This window comes from Ferribacterium limneticum (genome assembly GCF_020510625.1).
Taxonomy (GTDB): Bacteria; Pseudomonadota; Gammaproteobacteria; order Burkholderiales; family Rhodocyclaceae; genus Azonexus; species Azonexus limneticus_A.
Genome location: NZ_CP075191.1, coordinates 3555090 through 3571222, shown reverse-complemented (window position 1 = coordinate 3571222; position 16133 = coordinate 3555090). Strand labels below are relative to the sequence as shown.

Annotated in this window: 11 protein-coding genes; 1 reads left to right on the top strand and 10 read right to left on the bottom strand. The window is 62.2% G+C overall.

Annotated features, from left to right (window positions below):
* Positions 1-2 precede the first annotated feature (2 nt).
* The 4 genes from KI617_RS17110 to nhaA all read right to left on the bottom strand — a co-directional run bounded on the left by KI617_RS17110 (position 3) and on the right by nhaA (position 2704).
* Positions 3-662 (bottom strand): hypothetical protein, encoded by a 660-nt coding sequence (locus tag KI617_RS17110; RefSeq protein ID WP_226448324.1) that lies wholly within the window; start codon positions 660-662, stop codon positions 3-5.
* A 146-nt stretch (positions 663-808) separates the two neighbouring features.
* Positions 809-1108, bottom strand: coding sequence for an addiction module antidote protein (locus tag KI617_RS17105; RefSeq protein ID WP_226448322.1), 300 nt, complete (start codon positions 1106-1108; stop codon positions 809-811).
* On the bottom strand, positions 1105-1410 hold the full coding sequence (locus KI617_RS17100) for a type II toxin-antitoxin system RelE/ParE family toxin (RefSeq protein ID WP_226448320.1): 306 nt from the start codon (positions 1408-1410) through the stop codon (positions 1105-1107). The genes KI617_RS17105 and KI617_RS17100 overlap by 4 nt, the downstream gene beginning before the upstream one ends.
* A 190-nt stretch (positions 1411-1600) precedes the next feature.
* A complete protein-coding gene (nhaA, locus tag KI617_RS17095) occupies positions 1601-2704 on the bottom strand; it encodes a Na+/H+ antiporter NhaA (RefSeq protein ID WP_264180025.1) in 1104 nt (367 codons plus the stop codon).
* On the opposite strand from nhaA, the gene KI617_RS17090 reads away from it, so the two are divergent.
* Positions 2688-2870: a hypothetical protein gene (locus tag KI617_RS17090; protein WP_226451924.1), complete on the top strand. Its 183-nt coding sequence runs from the start codon at positions 2688-2690 to the stop codon at positions 2868-2870. The two genes, nhaA and KI617_RS17090, sit on opposite strands and share 17 nt — an antisense overlap.
* 119 nt (positions 2871-2989) lie before the next feature.
* On the opposite strand, the gene KI617_RS17085 is transcribed toward KI617_RS17090, so the two are convergent.
* The 6 genes from KI617_RS17085 to KI617_RS17060 form a co-directional block, all read right to left on the bottom strand.
* Complete coding sequence (locus KI617_RS17085; RefSeq protein WP_226448318.1) at positions 2990-5869, bottom strand: PAS domain S-box protein; 2880 nt, start codon at positions 5867-5869, stop codon at positions 2990-2992.
* Positions 5870-6184: 315 nt separating this feature from the next.
* Positions 6185-6571, bottom strand: coding sequence for a hypothetical protein (locus tag KI617_RS17080; RefSeq protein ID WP_226448316.1), 387 nt, complete (start codon positions 6569-6571; stop codon positions 6185-6187).
* 145 nt (positions 6572-6716) lie between these two features.
* The gene (locus KI617_RS17075) at positions 6717-7931 is read right to left on the bottom strand and encodes a GGDEF domain-containing protein (protein ID WP_226448314.1); all 1215 of its coding nucleotides are present in this window, start codon (positions 7929-7931) and stop codon (positions 6717-6719) included.
* Between the two features lie 353 nt (positions 7932-8284).
* Complete coding sequence (locus KI617_RS17070; RefSeq protein WP_226448312.1) at positions 8285-9844, bottom strand: DUF2339 domain-containing protein; 1560 nt, start codon at positions 9842-9844, stop codon at positions 8285-8287.
* A 7-nt stretch (positions 9845-9851) separates the two neighbouring features.
* Positions 9852-10529 (bottom strand): D-Ala-D-Ala carboxypeptidase family metallohydrolase, encoded by a 678-nt coding sequence (locus tag KI617_RS17065; RefSeq protein ID WP_226448311.1) that lies wholly within the window; start codon positions 10527-10529, stop codon positions 9852-9854.
* The gene (locus tag KI617_RS17060; RefSeq protein WP_226448309.1) at positions 10526-15991 is read right to left on the bottom strand and encodes a CHAT domain-containing protein; all 5466 of its coding nucleotides are present in this window, start codon (positions 15989-15991) and stop codon (positions 10526-10528) included. The genes KI617_RS17065 and KI617_RS17060 overlap by 4 nt, the downstream gene beginning before the upstream one ends.
* Between the last annotated feature and the right edge of the window lie 142 nt (positions 15992-16133).

The window sequence follows — 16133 nt, the reverse complement described above, 5'->3', positions numbered from 1 at the left end:
AGTTATCGCGCAGAAAATTTCCCGTGTCGCACGAGGTCGTTTGCGATTTCCGTAATAAATTTTGCCGATGTAAGGTCGCTCTTTAAAAGGCGCAATTCACCAGTTGGGGCGAGTGATTGGGTTTCCAGCTTATTGCTACTGCGATGATTCGCGACAAAGAAAAACCACAGATGACCCCCAAAGACAAAGCGGTATCCACGAGTGCCTTCAACCTTGCTCGGTGTCGGCTCAACAATAAGGTCAGATTGCAGCTTTCCATCATGCAACAGCGAAAACATCATGCAACCATATTGCCACTCGTTACCTGTATTTTCTGACGCAATCAATTGGCGCAGAGTTTCCTGATGGCGGCCCAGATCCACTTGGGAGAAAAACGGGAGGGAGGAGATACCTGCACGCCACAGTACTGAGAGCTGAAAAAGGCGCATGGCCTTGTAATCGATATTTTTTACGATAACCAATCGCCCATGTGTCTCGTATTCCAGCTCAATCGTGCCGCCGAATACATGGCTTACGTACCTCTCATATCGACCAATCTGCTGTTCGCAGTTATCACACAATAATTTCTGTCGGAGTCCTTTCTGTTCGTAGCGATTTCGTTCGCCTTCCGCTCGATGTAGCACGTGAAATCGATGAATATCGTCGTAAAGATATTCGTACATAAACTCAGGAATGATATGGGAATCACGGAGCGGAGCATCCGAGAGGCAGAGTGCGCAAGGCATGGCAATTTAACTATAAGTAGAAAAATGGTGACAGAACAGGAGTCCGTGCCAACACATGAAACTGTGCGCGCCCTTTTTACGACTCACCCATGGTTAGCCTGCGCATGCAGCTTCAGCCCCAGCGCTCCGACGACCTTGAGAATAGTGTCGAAGCCGGGGCTGCGGTCGCCGGAAAGCGCCTTGTAGAGACTCTCGCGAGATAGCCCGGCATCTCGGGCGACCTGTGACATGCCTTTGGCGCGAGCGATGTCACCCAGCGCCTTGGCGATAAAAGCCGCGTCGCCGTTTGCTTCTTCAAGGCAGGCTTCAAGATAGGCGGCCATTTCCTCTTGGGTTCTGAGGTGCTCGGCAACGTCGTAGCGGGTGGTAGCGGTTTTGGTCATGGTGCTTGCTCCGAAAGATCACGAGCGAGGCGCAGGGCTGTTTTGATGTCTTTGGCCTGGGTGCTCTTGTCTCCCCCGGCCAACAGAATGATCAGCTCTTGCCCTCGCTTCTTGAAATACACCCGGTAGCCGGGGCCATGGTTGATTCGCAACTCCGACACGCCTTCTCCGACAGGCTCGGCATCACCGGCATTGCCAGCGGCCAGTCGTTCGATCCGAACCTGAATGCGAGCCCGGGCCTGAATGTCGCGCAGGCTATCAAGCCATTGAGCGAAGACGTCCGTTTTGCGAATCTCAATCATTGGACAAGTGTAGCCGCGTGGCTACACGTGGTCAAGTTGAGCGAGGCGTTTGGGGCAAGAGCCCTGTTTGAAGCCTCAGCAACACGGTTTCTTGACGGGGTTGGCTAAAAGCCGCGGTCTGTTTTGCGCCAGCTACAGGCCGGAAAAACAGCGACCCGCATCGCTACGACTCGATCATTGGCGCCTTGCGTCAGGTGTTGGCTACCGTCTGCTGACTGCAAAGCCGCAGCCAGATGAAGCCCAGCAGGCCGGCGGTGAAGGAGGCGAGGAGGATGGCCATTTTCGAGGCGTTGATTACGTCGGGGTTGCCGGTGAAGGCCAGGTTGGTGATGAAGATGGACATCGTGAAGCCGATGCCGCCGAGCAGCCCGGCGCCGAAAATGTGGCGCCACTGCAGGTCGCCCGGCAGGCGGCAGAGGCCGATGCTGACGGCCAGCAGGCTGAGCAGCGTTATGCCGAGCGGCTTGCCGAGCACCAGGCCGGCCATGATGCCGGCGCTGTTGGCGCTGAGCAGGTCGCTCTGCCAGCCGCTGCCGATGACGATGCCGGTGTTGGCCAGTGCAAAAATCGGCAGGATGAGGAAGGCTACCGGCTTGTGCAGGAAATGCTCCAGGCGGTGCGACGGGGAATGTTCATCTTCGCTCGTGGCGGAAAACGGGATGGCAAAAGCGAGCAGCACGCCGGCGATGGTGGCATGGACGCCGGACTGATACATCAGGAACCACATGCCGGCGCCGCCCAGCAGGTAGGGCCACAGCGCCATGATGCGGAAGACGCGATTGAGCACGAGTAGTGCGGCGAAGACGGCGAGGGCGCCGAGCAGGTAGGCCAGCGAAAATTTGGCGGTGTAGAAGATGGCGATGACGATGATGGCGCCCAGATCGTCCATGACGGCCAGCGCCGTCAGGAATATTTTCAGCGAAGCGGGAATCCGGCTGCCCAGCAAGGCCAGCGCACCGAGCGCAAAGGCAATGTCGGTCGCCATCGGAATGCCGATGCCGTTTTGCGTTGGCGTGCCGGCATTCAGCCCGAAATGGATCAGCGCCGGCACGCAAATGCCGCCGACGGCGGCCACAATCGGCAGCAGCGCGTTGCGGAAATTGGACAGCTCGCCGACGTATAGTTCGCGCTCCAGTTCCAGCCCGACAAACAGGAAAAAGATGGCCATCAAGGCATCATTGATCCAGTGTTCGACGCTCAGGCCGGCCACGTTGTTGTGCCAGAAACCGAGATAGGCCGGCCCCTGTGCCGAGTTGGCGATGGCCAGGGAAAGCAGCGTGCAGGCAATCAGCAATATGCCGCTCGACCGCTCTGATTCAAAAAAGGCGGTGAAGGTTTTGCTGAGCGTGAGTATCGGGGGGCGTGATGTCATGGGCGGGTGGGGGCTTGGGCTGGATTGTCCGGAAATTACTACAGTATTCCGCCAGCCGGCACAGCTTTCGTTTTCAGGGCTGGTGTGACCATGAAAGCCCGTGTCGGGTTTCATGATCAGGCGGAGAAAATGCGAAAACGTAATTTTCCCACGGCGGGAATCCAGAAAATCAACGCTTTCGCGGGGATGGCAACAATCAACGGCTCTCTAGGGCGCCGGATTGCCGATTGCTTCCTGCATCAGCCGGTGAGCCGTTTCGAAATCATAGTCCGCCACTGCCTCCCGGAAGGCTGGGGTTCTGTCTTTCAAGAGCCGCTCCAGGTCTGCCTGATGCCGATCGCAAAGCGTCTTGGCCTCGATATCTCCGGCGGCCAGCAATCCGGCAAGGTCGGCAATGTTCAGCGTGGCGGCCGGGGCCTCGCCGGGTTCCATGTCGATTGGTGCCGCCTCTCGGCTGTCAGCCGCCAGCAGCGGAACGACGAGCCAGAAGGTGCTGCCTTGACCCGGGACCGATGAAAAGCCGATCTCGCCAGCCATCAGCCTGACCATTCGTTTGCACAGGGCCAGGCCCAATCCTGTTCCACCGAAGCGGCGGGTGGTCGAGTTGTCACCTTGCTGGAACAGCGTGAACAGACTGCCCTGGATTTCCGGCAACACACCGGGGCCCTGGTCCTCAACCTCGAAGCGGAGCAAGGGGCGCTGGGTGCCGTCGCCCTCTTCCTGGCTGACTCGCAAGCTGACCATTCCATGTTGCGAAAACTTGATTGCATTGTCGACCAGGTGGCCGATGATCTGGGCGAGGCGGATGGGGTCGCCGCGCAATCGCTTCGGCAGCAGGGGGGAAGTCAGCTGCTGCAGAAGCAGTCCCTTGCTGGCGGCAACCTCCCGGTAGGCCAGTTCGATCTGGTCGAGCAAGGCGGCCAGTTCGAAATTCTGATCGTCGATGACAATCTGGTTGGACTCCAGGCGGGAATAGTCGAGCAGGTCGTTGATCAATGTCAGCAAGGCATCGGCCGACAGTTTGAGCTTGTTCAGGCGCTCTTTGCCGCGTGGGGTTTCGATGTCGCTGCCGAGCAGGGCAGCAAATCCGAATATGTGGTTGAGCGGCGTACGAAGTTCGTGGCTCATGCTGCCCAAAAAAGCCGTCTTGGCGCGGTTGGCTGCCTCTGCCCTGTCCCGGGCTTCGGCCAACTCCCGCGTCCGCGCCAGCACCTGGTCCTCCAGAAGGTTACGCTGGTTCTCCAGCGCCGACTCGCCCTGCCGGCGTTTCGTGATGTCCAGCGCAACCCCCATGATCGACGGCTGGCCTTCGAACTCGATCCGGCTGCCATAGACCTCGACGGAGAAAAGGCTGCCATCCTTGCGCCGTGCGGAAAACGAGTAATTGATTTGATCGAGCGCTCCCTCCTCGCGACGCCGGAGGTTGTTGGCCACCAGTTCCCTGTCCTCCGGGGCGACCAGATCGCTGACCTGGGCGGATGCGATCAGTTCTTGCGGGCTGGCATAGCCGAACATCGTGGCGAAGTGCGGATTGACGTACAGCCAGCGCCCGGCGGCAATCATATAGACGCCGACCAGGGACTGCTGGACCAGGGCATTGAATTTGTGCTCGGCCTCCAGGAAGGCCGCCTCATGCCGCTTGCGCTCCGAAATGTCGCGAATGAATGAAACAACTTCGTCTGCCCCGCCTGAACGATAGGTCGCACTGACTTCGACATGCCAGGTCGTCCCATCCTTGCGGCGGTGGGTGTCTTCAAACAGTCCACGGCCGGTGGCGAGTATTTGATGGTGGCGCGCCATGGCCAACTGAAGGTCCTGCTTACCCAGAAATTCGATGACCGACCGGCCGAGCATTTCCGCTGGCGTGTACCCGGAAAGTTGGCAGTACCGCTCGTTCACTTCCAGCAGATTCCCTTCCTGGCTGACTCGCCAGAAGCCATCAAGGCTTGTTTCCAGAATATTGCGCAGGCGCTCGTCACTCTCCCGCAACGCCTGCTCGCGGGCGTCGACGGTGTCGACCAGGACGTTGAAGGCCTTCACGAGCCGGCCAATTTCGTCGGGATGCTCGATGGGCAATGGCGCCAGTTTCTGCGCCGGGGCGCTCATCTGCTGCAGCCGGGCTATCGCCATATCCAGCGGTTTCATCTGCCGCCGCAAGGCCCACCAGGTCAGCCCGGCCGCCAGGAAGGTGAGAACCAGCGCCGCAATCTGCATTTGCCGCTTCATGCTGACGATCGGTGCAAACGCCTCATCAGTCGGCGAGACCACGCTGACGATCCAGTTGGCCGACGGCAAGCCGACGTCCGAGGCAAGAATTTCCTGGCCGAGCGGATTGACCATGATGGCCGAGCCTTCGTAGCCCTCAAGGAAACGGTCGATGAGCGGATTGACTCCCGGTTCGGGCAGTTTCTCCAGGGCGCGACGCTTGTCGGTCGCCATCACGATCTGGCGGCCAGCCCGGTCGATCAGCAGGAAACCGCCGGATTTGCCGAAGCGGCTATCCATGATCTCGCTCAGGAAGTTGGGCTGGCCCAGATTAACCGCCCCGGCCAGTGCGCCGATGACGCTCCCGTGTTCGTCACGAATGGGGGCGGCCATGACAAAAGCAGGGGCCTTGAGCGTCTTGCCGAGGACAGGGCTGCCGATGTTGGCATGCCCTTGTTCGAGGGCTGTCACAACGACTTTTCGGTCAAGGTAATTGGTCCCGATCCGCTTGGCTGACAGCGGAACTTCAGCAATGGCCACCCCGTCCCGTCCGATGGCGACGAGGCCGCCGTTGAACATGGAGAGCAGGAAAGGGTGATGTTCGATGAATGTCTGCATCGCGGCAGGGCCTTGGTGCATCGCCTGCTCGGAGGACAGAGCGGCCAACTCGAGCGCAGTGCGGCGAGTGGACAATTCCTGATCGATTTCCTTGCCCAGCAGCCTGGCCAAGGAGAACTGCTGATCGCTCAGCAATTGCGTCATGTCGCGCTCAAGGACTCGACCGACGTAAAACGACAGTGACCAGGTGCCCAGCAGAAAAATGCCGAAGGTCACGAGCGTGATTCGGGTTTTCAACGATTGGTAGTTGAAACTGCGATACATCCCAACTATTCCTTCACTGGCTCGACCGCGAACAATGCTTGCATCACTGTCCTGGCGAGGTACTACATGGGCTGATGAATCAAGTATTCACCGGCAATTGTAGGTTAATTTAATTCGTTAAAATATGAAAAATATTTCAATTGTGAATTATTTGTCATTTTTTGGTGGCTCCGAGGTTCGGGTAGCGGGATCTGTGATCCGCTTGAAGCGGCGTGAAAGCTTGCTTCAAAGAGCCTCTCCAGGGTTCAGCAATCGGGGAAGTCGCCAAAAATTGGGCTTGTGGCAAAAGCTGGCGCCGCGCGAGCGAATCCGGATTTAGGCGCTTGCCATGACGGGCTTGCGGCCTTGACTCAGCGACTCCCGTGCTGCGGCCAAGGTCGGGAAGGCTTCCAGCTTGAATATGGAAATATCTCTTGAGCCGCTGATCAGTGCCAGAACGCTGGGAGCGGTCGTGATGAAGCAGACCCGGAGAGTCGGGTTTGCCATGTGTGGCCCCTGGCTGTAGGCGGCCATGTACTCAGCTTCTTCGGGTGTGATGACAAAGCGCTCAATTGCGGAGAAGTCATTGATGACGTAGCGCGTGCTGTCAAACCTTGCGTCGCCGGTCAGCTCGACCTGGCTACGATGGTACTCGGCGGCAGTCAGCACGCCGGAAAAGTACTTGTAGACGCCTTTCGTTTCCCAAGTGAAGGTGTAAGCCATGAATGCTCCAAAATTTGTTTGCTGGACAATCATCGCATATTTGATATTTGCATCAAATATCAGGTGTTTCGGTGGGGCATCCGGCTGATTTAAGGCGCGGGCGGGACGGTCACTTTTGACTGTGATGACCGAAAAAAACGAGGGTTCAACTCCCTGACTGGCTAAAGCTCGTTTTGAGGCTATTGACCCTGTGTCCTTCGCTTTGCAGATCTGGTTCAGCGCTATTTTCCGATAAATCAGATTTGTCCGCGTTGTACTGACATAGAGCCACTTTGACCTGGTTGCGCCCATCCTTCTTGGCCATATACATGGCGTTGTCGGCACGATGGAGCGTGACTTCAGGTGCCTCGCCCTTGATGTAGTGAGTGACCCCGATACTGACCGTCAAGGTAATGTCGCCATGTTCGTGTTCGGCAGGGCTTTCCGCCACTTCATGGCGCAGGCGATTTGCCACAGTTTCTGCCTCAGTCAGGCTGGTATTGGGCAGCAGAATCGCAAACTCTTCACCGCCGATTCGGCCGATGATGTCGCCGTTGCGGATGCAGGGAGCGGCAACCGCAACGAAATGGCGCAAGGCTTCGTCACCGCTCTTGTGCCCCCAGGTGTCATTGATCCTTTTGAAATGGTCGAGGTCGATCAGCATGATGGATAACGATGAAGTCATTCGCGCCGAATGACTGATGCACTTGTCGAGCAAAGTCAGAAAGGAGCGGCGGTTGAAAACGCCGGTCAGTGGATCTCTTTCGGCGATATTTCTCAGTTCGAGCGTCACTTGTTCATTGGCCAGCATCACGATGCCAAAAGCCATCAGGACAATAGCGGCGATGGCTTCGACCATGACGAACTGGGAGACGGCGATTGCCTGTGCTGCATCGAACAGGCCGGCATTACCCAAACTGAACAACCAGGGGCGAATCAGCAGGAAGGCCCCATGGCCGCCGCAAGCCATGGCAAATAGGTAGCGGGCCGGGTATTCCTGCATTTTCCCTTTGGCGATTGTTCTGGCGCAGAGCAGAAAGATGACGCCCGCCATCAGACTCGATAGCGTGAAGCGAATACCCGGGTCGGGGTGAACCATCGTGAAGTAGCCCGAGACGGCGATGAGCAGGAGGAGCGCCACAGCGGCGTAGGCGGGCGAGAGTCGGGGCTGACCGATATAGGCCCGCGTCCCTCTCAGATTCAGGTAGGCCATCAGGAAGAGCATGCTTTGCGTTGCGATCACTGACCAGATCTCGGGCACCGCTGTCCGTACCAGCAGGCTGACGCAGAACAGGGTGCCGAAAAAATAGGAAGTGGCCCAAAAGCCAAATCCGGCAATTTGCCGATTAAATCGCCAGGCAGCCATTAGCATCATGGTCATGATTCCCATCAGGATCGCGGCAAGGATGAGAAGCGTGGGGCTATGCACTAAGGAAATTTCCAAACAATGGATCGGGCCTCAATAATTTAATGCGGCCGAACGTGTGTGACAACGCCAGGATCGTGCCTGTTCAATATTGAGCTATGTCACTGAATATTTTTGCAGGGATTATCGGAGAATCGGTGCCGCGGCTTGGCTCGCCGATCAGGAGGATAGTCTGCCACAATGTGTCGGTTTTTTAGCTGACAGATGCATGATTCGCTACACAATTTGCTGTGCGTAGTCGCTGGAATCCATTCAGGTTGCCAACGACGCCCAGCCAAATCTTGCCAGCAAAACAGAGCTCCATCGCCTCAATTTGAGGGCGTGCCCAGCAAGGGGGCCAGCACCTGTTCGGTCGCCGGGGGGGTATCGCCCTGCTGGGGCACCCAGACGAAGCGGCTAGCCGGGGCCTTGGCGGTCGCGGCCTGGGCGGCGGCCAGTTCGGTGCGGTCGTTGACCAGCACCACCACGCGGTTCAGCCCGGGCGCCGAGGACAGGGTTTCCAGTTCATACAGGCAGCCCTTGTTGGCGGCGATGAAATTGCGCAGGTCCATCAGCACGACGTCGCTGACGCGCAGCAGTTCGGCCAGCGCCAGCTGCCAGGTGGTGTCGTGGCAATAGCATTCATTGACACGGTATCGCCCTTCGACATCGGGCTGCCATTCAAAGGCGGCGATCCGGCGCGGCACATCGGCCGGGCTGTGGATGAAACGCTCGGCCAGACGGCCGTCGAGGAAGGTGAAAATGTCGTCGGGGTCGGTGGTGTGGGTGAGCAGGTCGGTGCCGGCGATCAGCACGGTGTTGCCGGTCAGGCGCCAGCGTTCGATGACGCGGTTGAACAGATCCTGAACATTGGCGTCCTGCTGGAAAACGCGCAGCACGAGCAGGGTCGGCGGCCGGCCGGGCTGGCGCTGGCCGGTGGTGGCCTGCATCAAGCGGGCACCGAACGGTATGCAGATCAGGGGCAGGAAATAGAGCAGGGCGCGCCAGCCTTCACTGGCGATGGCGCCGAGTGCCGGGCCGGTCAGGGCGATGACCCAGACGGCAGAGAACAGGTAGAACAGTTCCGAAATCTGGCGGGCCGCGTAGGCTCGCCCCAGCCAGCGGCCGAGCGCGCGGGCCGGCCACCAGGCGATGAAAACGAAGGCGAAAGCGAAGAGCACGATGGCCGTGACGGCGCCGAAAAGGCTGGCCAACCAGAAGGCGATGGGGCTATTCGATCCTACCAGCGCCTCCAGCACGTCGATTCCCGTGAGTGAGGCCCAGGCGAGCAGGAAGAAGAGCGGTGCCAGCCAGGGGGCGACGGCGCGTGTGGCGCTGCCCAGGCAGAGGGCACTGACGACGACCAGCGGCAGGCCGATGTCGAAGGACATCCATTTCAGCACCTGAATGAACTGGACGTCTTCAGTGGTTCGCCAGCTGAGCAAGGCGACGGCGGCGACGAACCAGAGCAGCAGGGAGGTAGCGAAGCGCCGGCGCGACCAGCGGCGGATGATGGCAACGACCGGCACGACCGGCCAGGCGTAGGCGGCGCACAAGGTGCTGACGGTGATGATCGTGATTGGTCCGTTGGCCAGCACCTGCATCAGCAGCGTACGGGCCAGGGACATCACGAGGGTGATGCCGAGGAAGGCGACAATCAGTTGACGTTCGGCACGACGGTTGTCGGCGAGGCTGACCGGCCTGGCCGGGGCATCGGCCGTACAGGGCAGGGGCCGGCTCGGCGCGGCCTGGCCAGTGCTCGGTGCAGCGAGCGGTGCCGTCATCAGCGCCTGCATGGCCACCCGGTAGCGCCAGGCGACCAGCAGCGCACCGATCACCGACAGGATGGCAGAGATAACCAGCAGCGTCGCGATTTTGCCGGGCAGCATGCCGGGCTCAGGCCATTGCTGTCAGGCCGGTCACATAAACCAGGCGGCCTGTTGCCGGGTCGCGCACATAACTCAGGCATTGCTGGCGATTGGCGCTGGCCCCGGGCGGTTTCAGCGAAATATGCACCCAGCCGGAATTTGGCCCCTTGGCCGGGTCGTAGCATTCGCAGATGATCTGGTCGAAATCGGCCAGGTGGTCGCGGGCCCAGGCGGCCAGTTCGAGTGTGGCCATGCCGACGATCTCGATGTCGCAGGCTTCGCCGCGGGCGTGCTGGCTGGTGCTCAGCCAGGTTGCCGGCTTGTGCTTCAGCGAGCGCTCCAGGTTCTGGCTGCGATAGACGCTGTTCGGCGAAAACGAGCCGAACTTGTCGCGGATCGGCTGCAGTACATGGCGGGCGAGATGAATCGCGGCGCGCAGTTCGGCGTCGCTGGCGAAGCTGTTGTCGATTCCCTGACGCGCCGCCAGGTCGGAGCGGGTCAGTTCATAGACCCGGAAGTTGGGGGCGATCAGGGCGCGGGGGGAGAGGTCGCTCAATGGAATCTGGTCGAGCGGCGTTTTCGAGAAATCAGGCGCTGCGTCGCGGCTGACCGGGGCGGGGGCGGAATGGCTGACGCTCCGGCGCCGGCTCAGTGCTTTCGTTGCTGCTGCCGCCTGGGGGGCGGCCTTGCTCTGGCGCGGGCTCATGACAGGTTCTCCTGAATCTGTTCGAGGATGCGCCGGTTGGCCTTGTCATCCGGCGCCCACAGGGTGAGCAGGAAGTCGATGTGCTCGGCCACCGACGAGACTTCGCGCGGGCTGGCGCCACGGGCGATGGCGTGGCGGTAGGCGTGCAGCACGGCAACGCCGGGGGCCGGCGACGCCGCCTCGCCCCGTTTTCGTGGTGGTGCCGCCGGTTGCGACAGCAGCTTGATCAGTTGCAGATCGGCCAGGCTGGCGCTATCCCAGAAGTTCGGATCGGCTTCGTTGCGCTGGGCCAGTTCGCGCAGCAAGGCATCGAGTTCGCGCTGCATGGCGACTGGATCAGCCGCAGCTGGGGATTCGCCGCGTTGCGCGGTGAGCAGGGCGCCGGCCAGCCAGTTGGTGAAGGCATAGGCATCGCGCCGCCGCTCGTAAGCCAGGCGGTAGTGCTGGGCCATGTTGACCAGCGCATCCATCCGGCGTGGCCCTTCTGCCTCGACCAGCGCCAGTCGCTTGTAGGCACTGCCCAGCAGGTTCAGGCGTTCGACGGTGGGGGCGCGCTGGCACAGGGTGTCGAGATCGAGAATGGCCGACTCGATCAACTCAGCCTGTTCGACCCGCAGTTTTTCACGCGTTTTGGCCGCCTTGTGGCTGGCGCCTTGCCAGCGTTCGGCCGCGTAGCGCACGCGGAAATTGGCGTATTGCTCCAGCGCCCGCATCGAGCAGTCGCCCTTGTCGGCCGTCAGCGCCTTTTCCAGGCAGGCGATGGCTTCCGGCCAGCAGCGGGCTTCGCCCCAGGCCAGGCCGAGTGCAGCTTGCACGTCGGCCCGGGCCAGCCAGCTGGCTTTCTGGTTGGCGGGAATGCGCGCCAAACGGCGTTCGATCTTGCCGCAGGCGTCGTCAGTTGCCCCGGCGCGCTGGTCGGCGGCGATGTTCTCGAATTCAGCGACCAGTTCGTGGGCCGTGGCAAACGGCGTGACGATGTGCTGCGGGGCCGAACCATCGCGGTGGAAGCGGAAGTCCGGGTCGCCGTAGCACTGGTAGGCACCCCAGGTGTTGACGTCCGGGAAGCGCTGCCAGACATCCTCGCGGGCGACGCGGACCGCTTCGCCGAAGGTTTCGCCAGCCAGCATGCCGCGATAGAAGGTGGCGGCAAAGGCCTGGCCGGCCCGGTCATCCACCGCCCAGCCGGCAGCGATCACGGCGCGCACGCCCATGCGGATGAATTCCTCTCCGAGGTTGGCCGCCAGGCCGAGGCGGTCGAGGTCGCGATTGCCATCTACGCGGCCAAGGTGGCAGCAATTGACGAAGACCAGTTCCGGCACGAAACGCATCTGCGCGATGTCGCCCGGGGTCAGGAAATTGTTCGGGCCGATGACCATGCCGGAAACCTTGCTTACGGCCTTGTCGGTGGGCTTTTTCGCTGCATTGTCGGCATCCTTGCCAGCCGGCACCGGGAATTCATGCACGCCGTGCCCGGCCAGATGCAGGATGCGCCAGCTGTTCTTGTGCAGCGATTCCATGATCGGCGTTGCCGTCTGCTCGATGCAGTCGGTGACCTCGTAGCCTTCGGCCGCCAGTTGTTCGGCGACCAGTTGCGCTTCGTCGCGGGCGCCGGGCAGGTCGCAGAAGTCGGGGGCGTTCTGCAGATCGGGGTCGCCGATGACCAGCGCCGTGTTGGCGAAGCCGTGGGCCGGCCGCTGACGGAAGTCGGCGGTGCGGAACTGGCGGACGAAGCCGGCGGCGACCGAGGGCGGCCGTTCGCCGACGCTCCAGCGGTTTTCGAGCAGCTCCCAGGGGTAGCAGGCCGACTGGCGGTCGACGATGACGACCAGGTTGCCCTGTTGCGGCGCCAGTTCGCGCAGGCGCAGCGGCAGCAGCATTTCGTACAGCGTCTTGGCCGCTTCGGAGTTCTGGCCAGTGTCGCGGCTGGCGATCCTGACAAAGGCATCGGCCAGCGCCAGTTGCCCGGTGGCCAGGGTTTCTTCGGCACGCGCCCGATCAGTCGGGAAGAGGAAGCGCAGGCGATCTTCCTGGCGGACGATTTCGAGGCGCTGGTACCACTCGTTGGGGGTGTCGAAACGCACCCGGCGACGGCCGGCCTGGGCGGTTTCAACGCAGCCGGCCGGCCAGCGGATGGCCGGTGCCAGCTGTTCGTTCTGCAGGATGCGGCCAAGCGCTTCGGCGGCGGTGATGGCCACGTCCTCGTACAGTTCGAGCAGTTCGAGGCGGTCGATCAGGACGCGGCCTTCCAGTTCGTGTTCGGCCAGCGCCGCGTTGGTGGCAATGGCGGCGCGCAGGATGGCTTCGAGCGAATCGCCGATCGGCAGGCCGCCGGCGCCGGTGCCGACGAGCAGGCAGGTGACGGCGGCCGACCGTGGCCGGCCTTCCTCGCCAAAGCGGGCATCGGGCCAGTAGGCGACCTTCAGCGCGAAATCGAGCAAGGCATCGCGCACCGAGGATTCAAGCAGGCCGGGGCTGAGCCCGCCGATCTGGCCGAGGCCGACGACGATGGCGCCCTTGGGCTTGGCGGTCGGTGAGTCGTTGAGGAAAACGGTGTGGCTGCCGAGCGGCCCGGGGTAGATGCCGAGATCAAGGCGGCGGGTCAGGTGGCCGCCGAGCTGGCGGTCGAGCACCGCTTCGGCGCTGATCACCGTGTCGCCCTGGTAGTGGCCGACGACGACCGGATGGCGGGCGTAGGTCAGGTTGCCGTGACGGATGCTGACCTCGATCGGCGGCGATTGCCGTTCGCTCTCGATGCTTTCGGGCAACTGGCCGGAGAAGCCGAGGCCGGCCATATCGTCGGGCGACGGAATGCCATCGGCCGGCGGGGCCGGTGGCAGCACGAAACGTTCCTCGCCGGCGGCGGCGCGGCTGCGGGCCGGGGGGGCACTGGGCAGCAGGCTGGTCTGGCCATTGACCAGGATGTCGAGGTAGCCGGGGAAGGCCTTGGGCTGGGCGCACAGCATGTCGTGTGCGGTGTTGTCGACGTACCAGACCGGTACGCCCGGCAGGCGGCCAGAAGCCCAGGCAACGGTGCCGTCACCCTCGCGGGTGGCAATGAATTCGAGGCGCTTGAGGTCGGGGCGGAAGGGAATGTCGCCGGCGCTCAGCTGATAGTCGATGACCGTGGCCGGCTGGCTGCCGGCGACATAGACCATGTGCTGCGGATCGGGCGCGGCCGCCTTGAGGAAGCTCCAGGTGGCGGCGGCTTCCTGCAGGTCTTTGCTTTCGGCAGTATCCCAGCGGGCGCCGATTTCCTTGCGCAGCGCCGTCCACCGCGACTGGTCGGCGAAATCCGGATCGTCCGGGGCGAAGGGCAGCAGTTCGAGCAGGCCGGGGTAGCGGGCAACGAGGCCGATGATGTCGTCGGTGCTGTGCGTGATGTCGAGCAGCGACAGCTTGCCCTCGGTCGGGTTGAACCCGGTCAGCCAGCGCACGGCTTCGTAGGAGCCGAAATTGGGCGTGCCGAGCATCAGGAAACGGCTGCCGGGCAGGCGTATGATGCGCTTCCACAGCGCCGTGCCGGCAGCGCCATCGGCGATCATCGAGCGGACAACCAAACCGCCCATCGAGTGGGCGACCAGGCGCAACGGCTGGCCGGAACGTTCGGCCTGGCTGACCAAAGGTTCAAGCGTGACCGCCAGTTTCGCCGCTGCTTTGCGAACCGAGAAACGCCAGTCGTAGGGGAAGATTTCAACCTGATGGCTACGCGCCAGGAATTCGACCAGCGGGCCGTAGAACTCGTCGACCAACCCGACTGGCGTGATTTCGTCGCGGCCCATGGCGATCTTTTTCAGGCCGCCCTTGAGCAGGGCCCAGTAGTTCAGCCAGATTTCGTCGTCGCCGGCCTTCAGTTCGCTGCCCATGGTGCCGGGCAGCATGATGGCAATCGGCCGTGGCTTGTTGCCGCCACGGCTGCGGCTGACGGCCGCCGCGCAACGCGGGCCGACGTAGGGTTTGGCGGCGATCGGCAGGAAGCCGCCGCTGTCGCCGTCGCTGCGGGTCAGGCCGGCGCGCAGCCAGCGCACGCTCTGCTCGTTGGTGAAGTAGCGGAAGTGATTGACCTTGGGCCCCTGGTCCTGACGGACGCGGGCGCCATTGCCGAGGCGCGGCAGGCCGCCGCTCATCGAGGCGGTATCGACGACGAGATCGTGTTCGTTCTTGTAGAACCAGTCGGTGGCGAGCACCTTCAGCGTGTTCCACAGGCCGTCGCCGGCTTCGATGTCGCCGGCGATCACCGACAGGTCGGCGCTGCTGACCAGTTCCGGCGTGTTGTTGAGCAGGCGGGTCAGGGCCGAGCCGGGCATCATCGCTTCGACGCCGGGCAGAGTGCGCGGATCGGTGCGCTCCTTGACGACGGCGAGCAGGAAATCGAGGCCATCGGCGAACAGGCCGTCGCCAGTGGCGGCGGTGGCGACGTAATCGAGCACCGACAGCCAGCGGTCGAGGCGACCGGAAGCGAGTGTCGTGCCGCGGGCCGGGCAGGCGACGCGAACGAAGCGGCCGATGCGCAGTTTCTTTTGGGCGAAGACGTCGATCAGTTCGAGCAGGCGCTTGCGGTCGCCGTCGTAGGCGGCGTCACGCGCCTTCATTTCGGCATCGGACAGCGGCAGCAGGCCGAGTTGCGGCGCCAGTGTGCGGTCGGCGGCGAACAGTGTCTTGACGTGTTCCTTGCTCAAGGTCTTGCCGAGGTCGGCACAGCCTGACAGGGCCATCACTTCACCGACCAGGCCGCCACGGGAATGGCTGACCAGATGGATTTCGGCGCCTTCCGGCAGGCGTTTGGCCAGGGCCAGCGCGTTGTCGATCGGGCTCTCCGTCAGCGTCCGGTGCTCCAGCGAAAAGACGCGGTCGCCATAGCTGGGCAGCAAGGATTCCCGTAGGCGGGCGCCTTCGGCATTGCCGGCATCCCACAACTTGCCGAAGTTGCCCTGGCCGGACGAGGCGGTGCCGTGCAGGAAGATCAGCAACGGGCCGGCCGTGGCGGGCAGCGCTTCGTTGTCGGCGATTGGCTTGAGCGCGAAGTCGCCGGCCAGATCAAGCCGGTAAAGGCCGGGGGCTTGCTTGCCGAGCAGCTTTTCCTCGAAGTGCTTGCCCAGTTTGCCGGCGGCTTTTTCGGCCAGGTCGACGCCGAAAAATTCGAGTACGCGAATGGCCAATCCGCCCAGTCCGCGCTCGCTGCTCGCCGTGTGGCGCGGCGTCAGGCGGCTGAAGTCCCAGGCCTCGCTGCCGTCGCGGGCCGGCGGCGTGCCGAAATCGCGCGACAGGTCGTCGACCCGGCTCCACAGCACGAAACCGTTGTCGAGTTCGACCCGAACCACGGTGTCGCCGCTGACCTCGACTTGATCGCCGCTGCCATCCCGGGCGGTTCCCGGCAATAAACGGAACAGCGGTTGCGGGCCGCCGGCAGCGCGGCGAATGGCATCTTCGCGGCTGCCGCGAATCTTGTAGAGGCGCTGGGACATGCGAGTCTCCTTGTCAGGGCTGGGGCGGCGGGCCAATGTGCTTCAGTTAAGCCTCATTCCCGCGCCCCGCAGGAAGTACCCTTGGGGTGCGAAAGTGGGAACGACAAACGCAAGCGTTTTTCCATTAACTGAACGGCGTTGG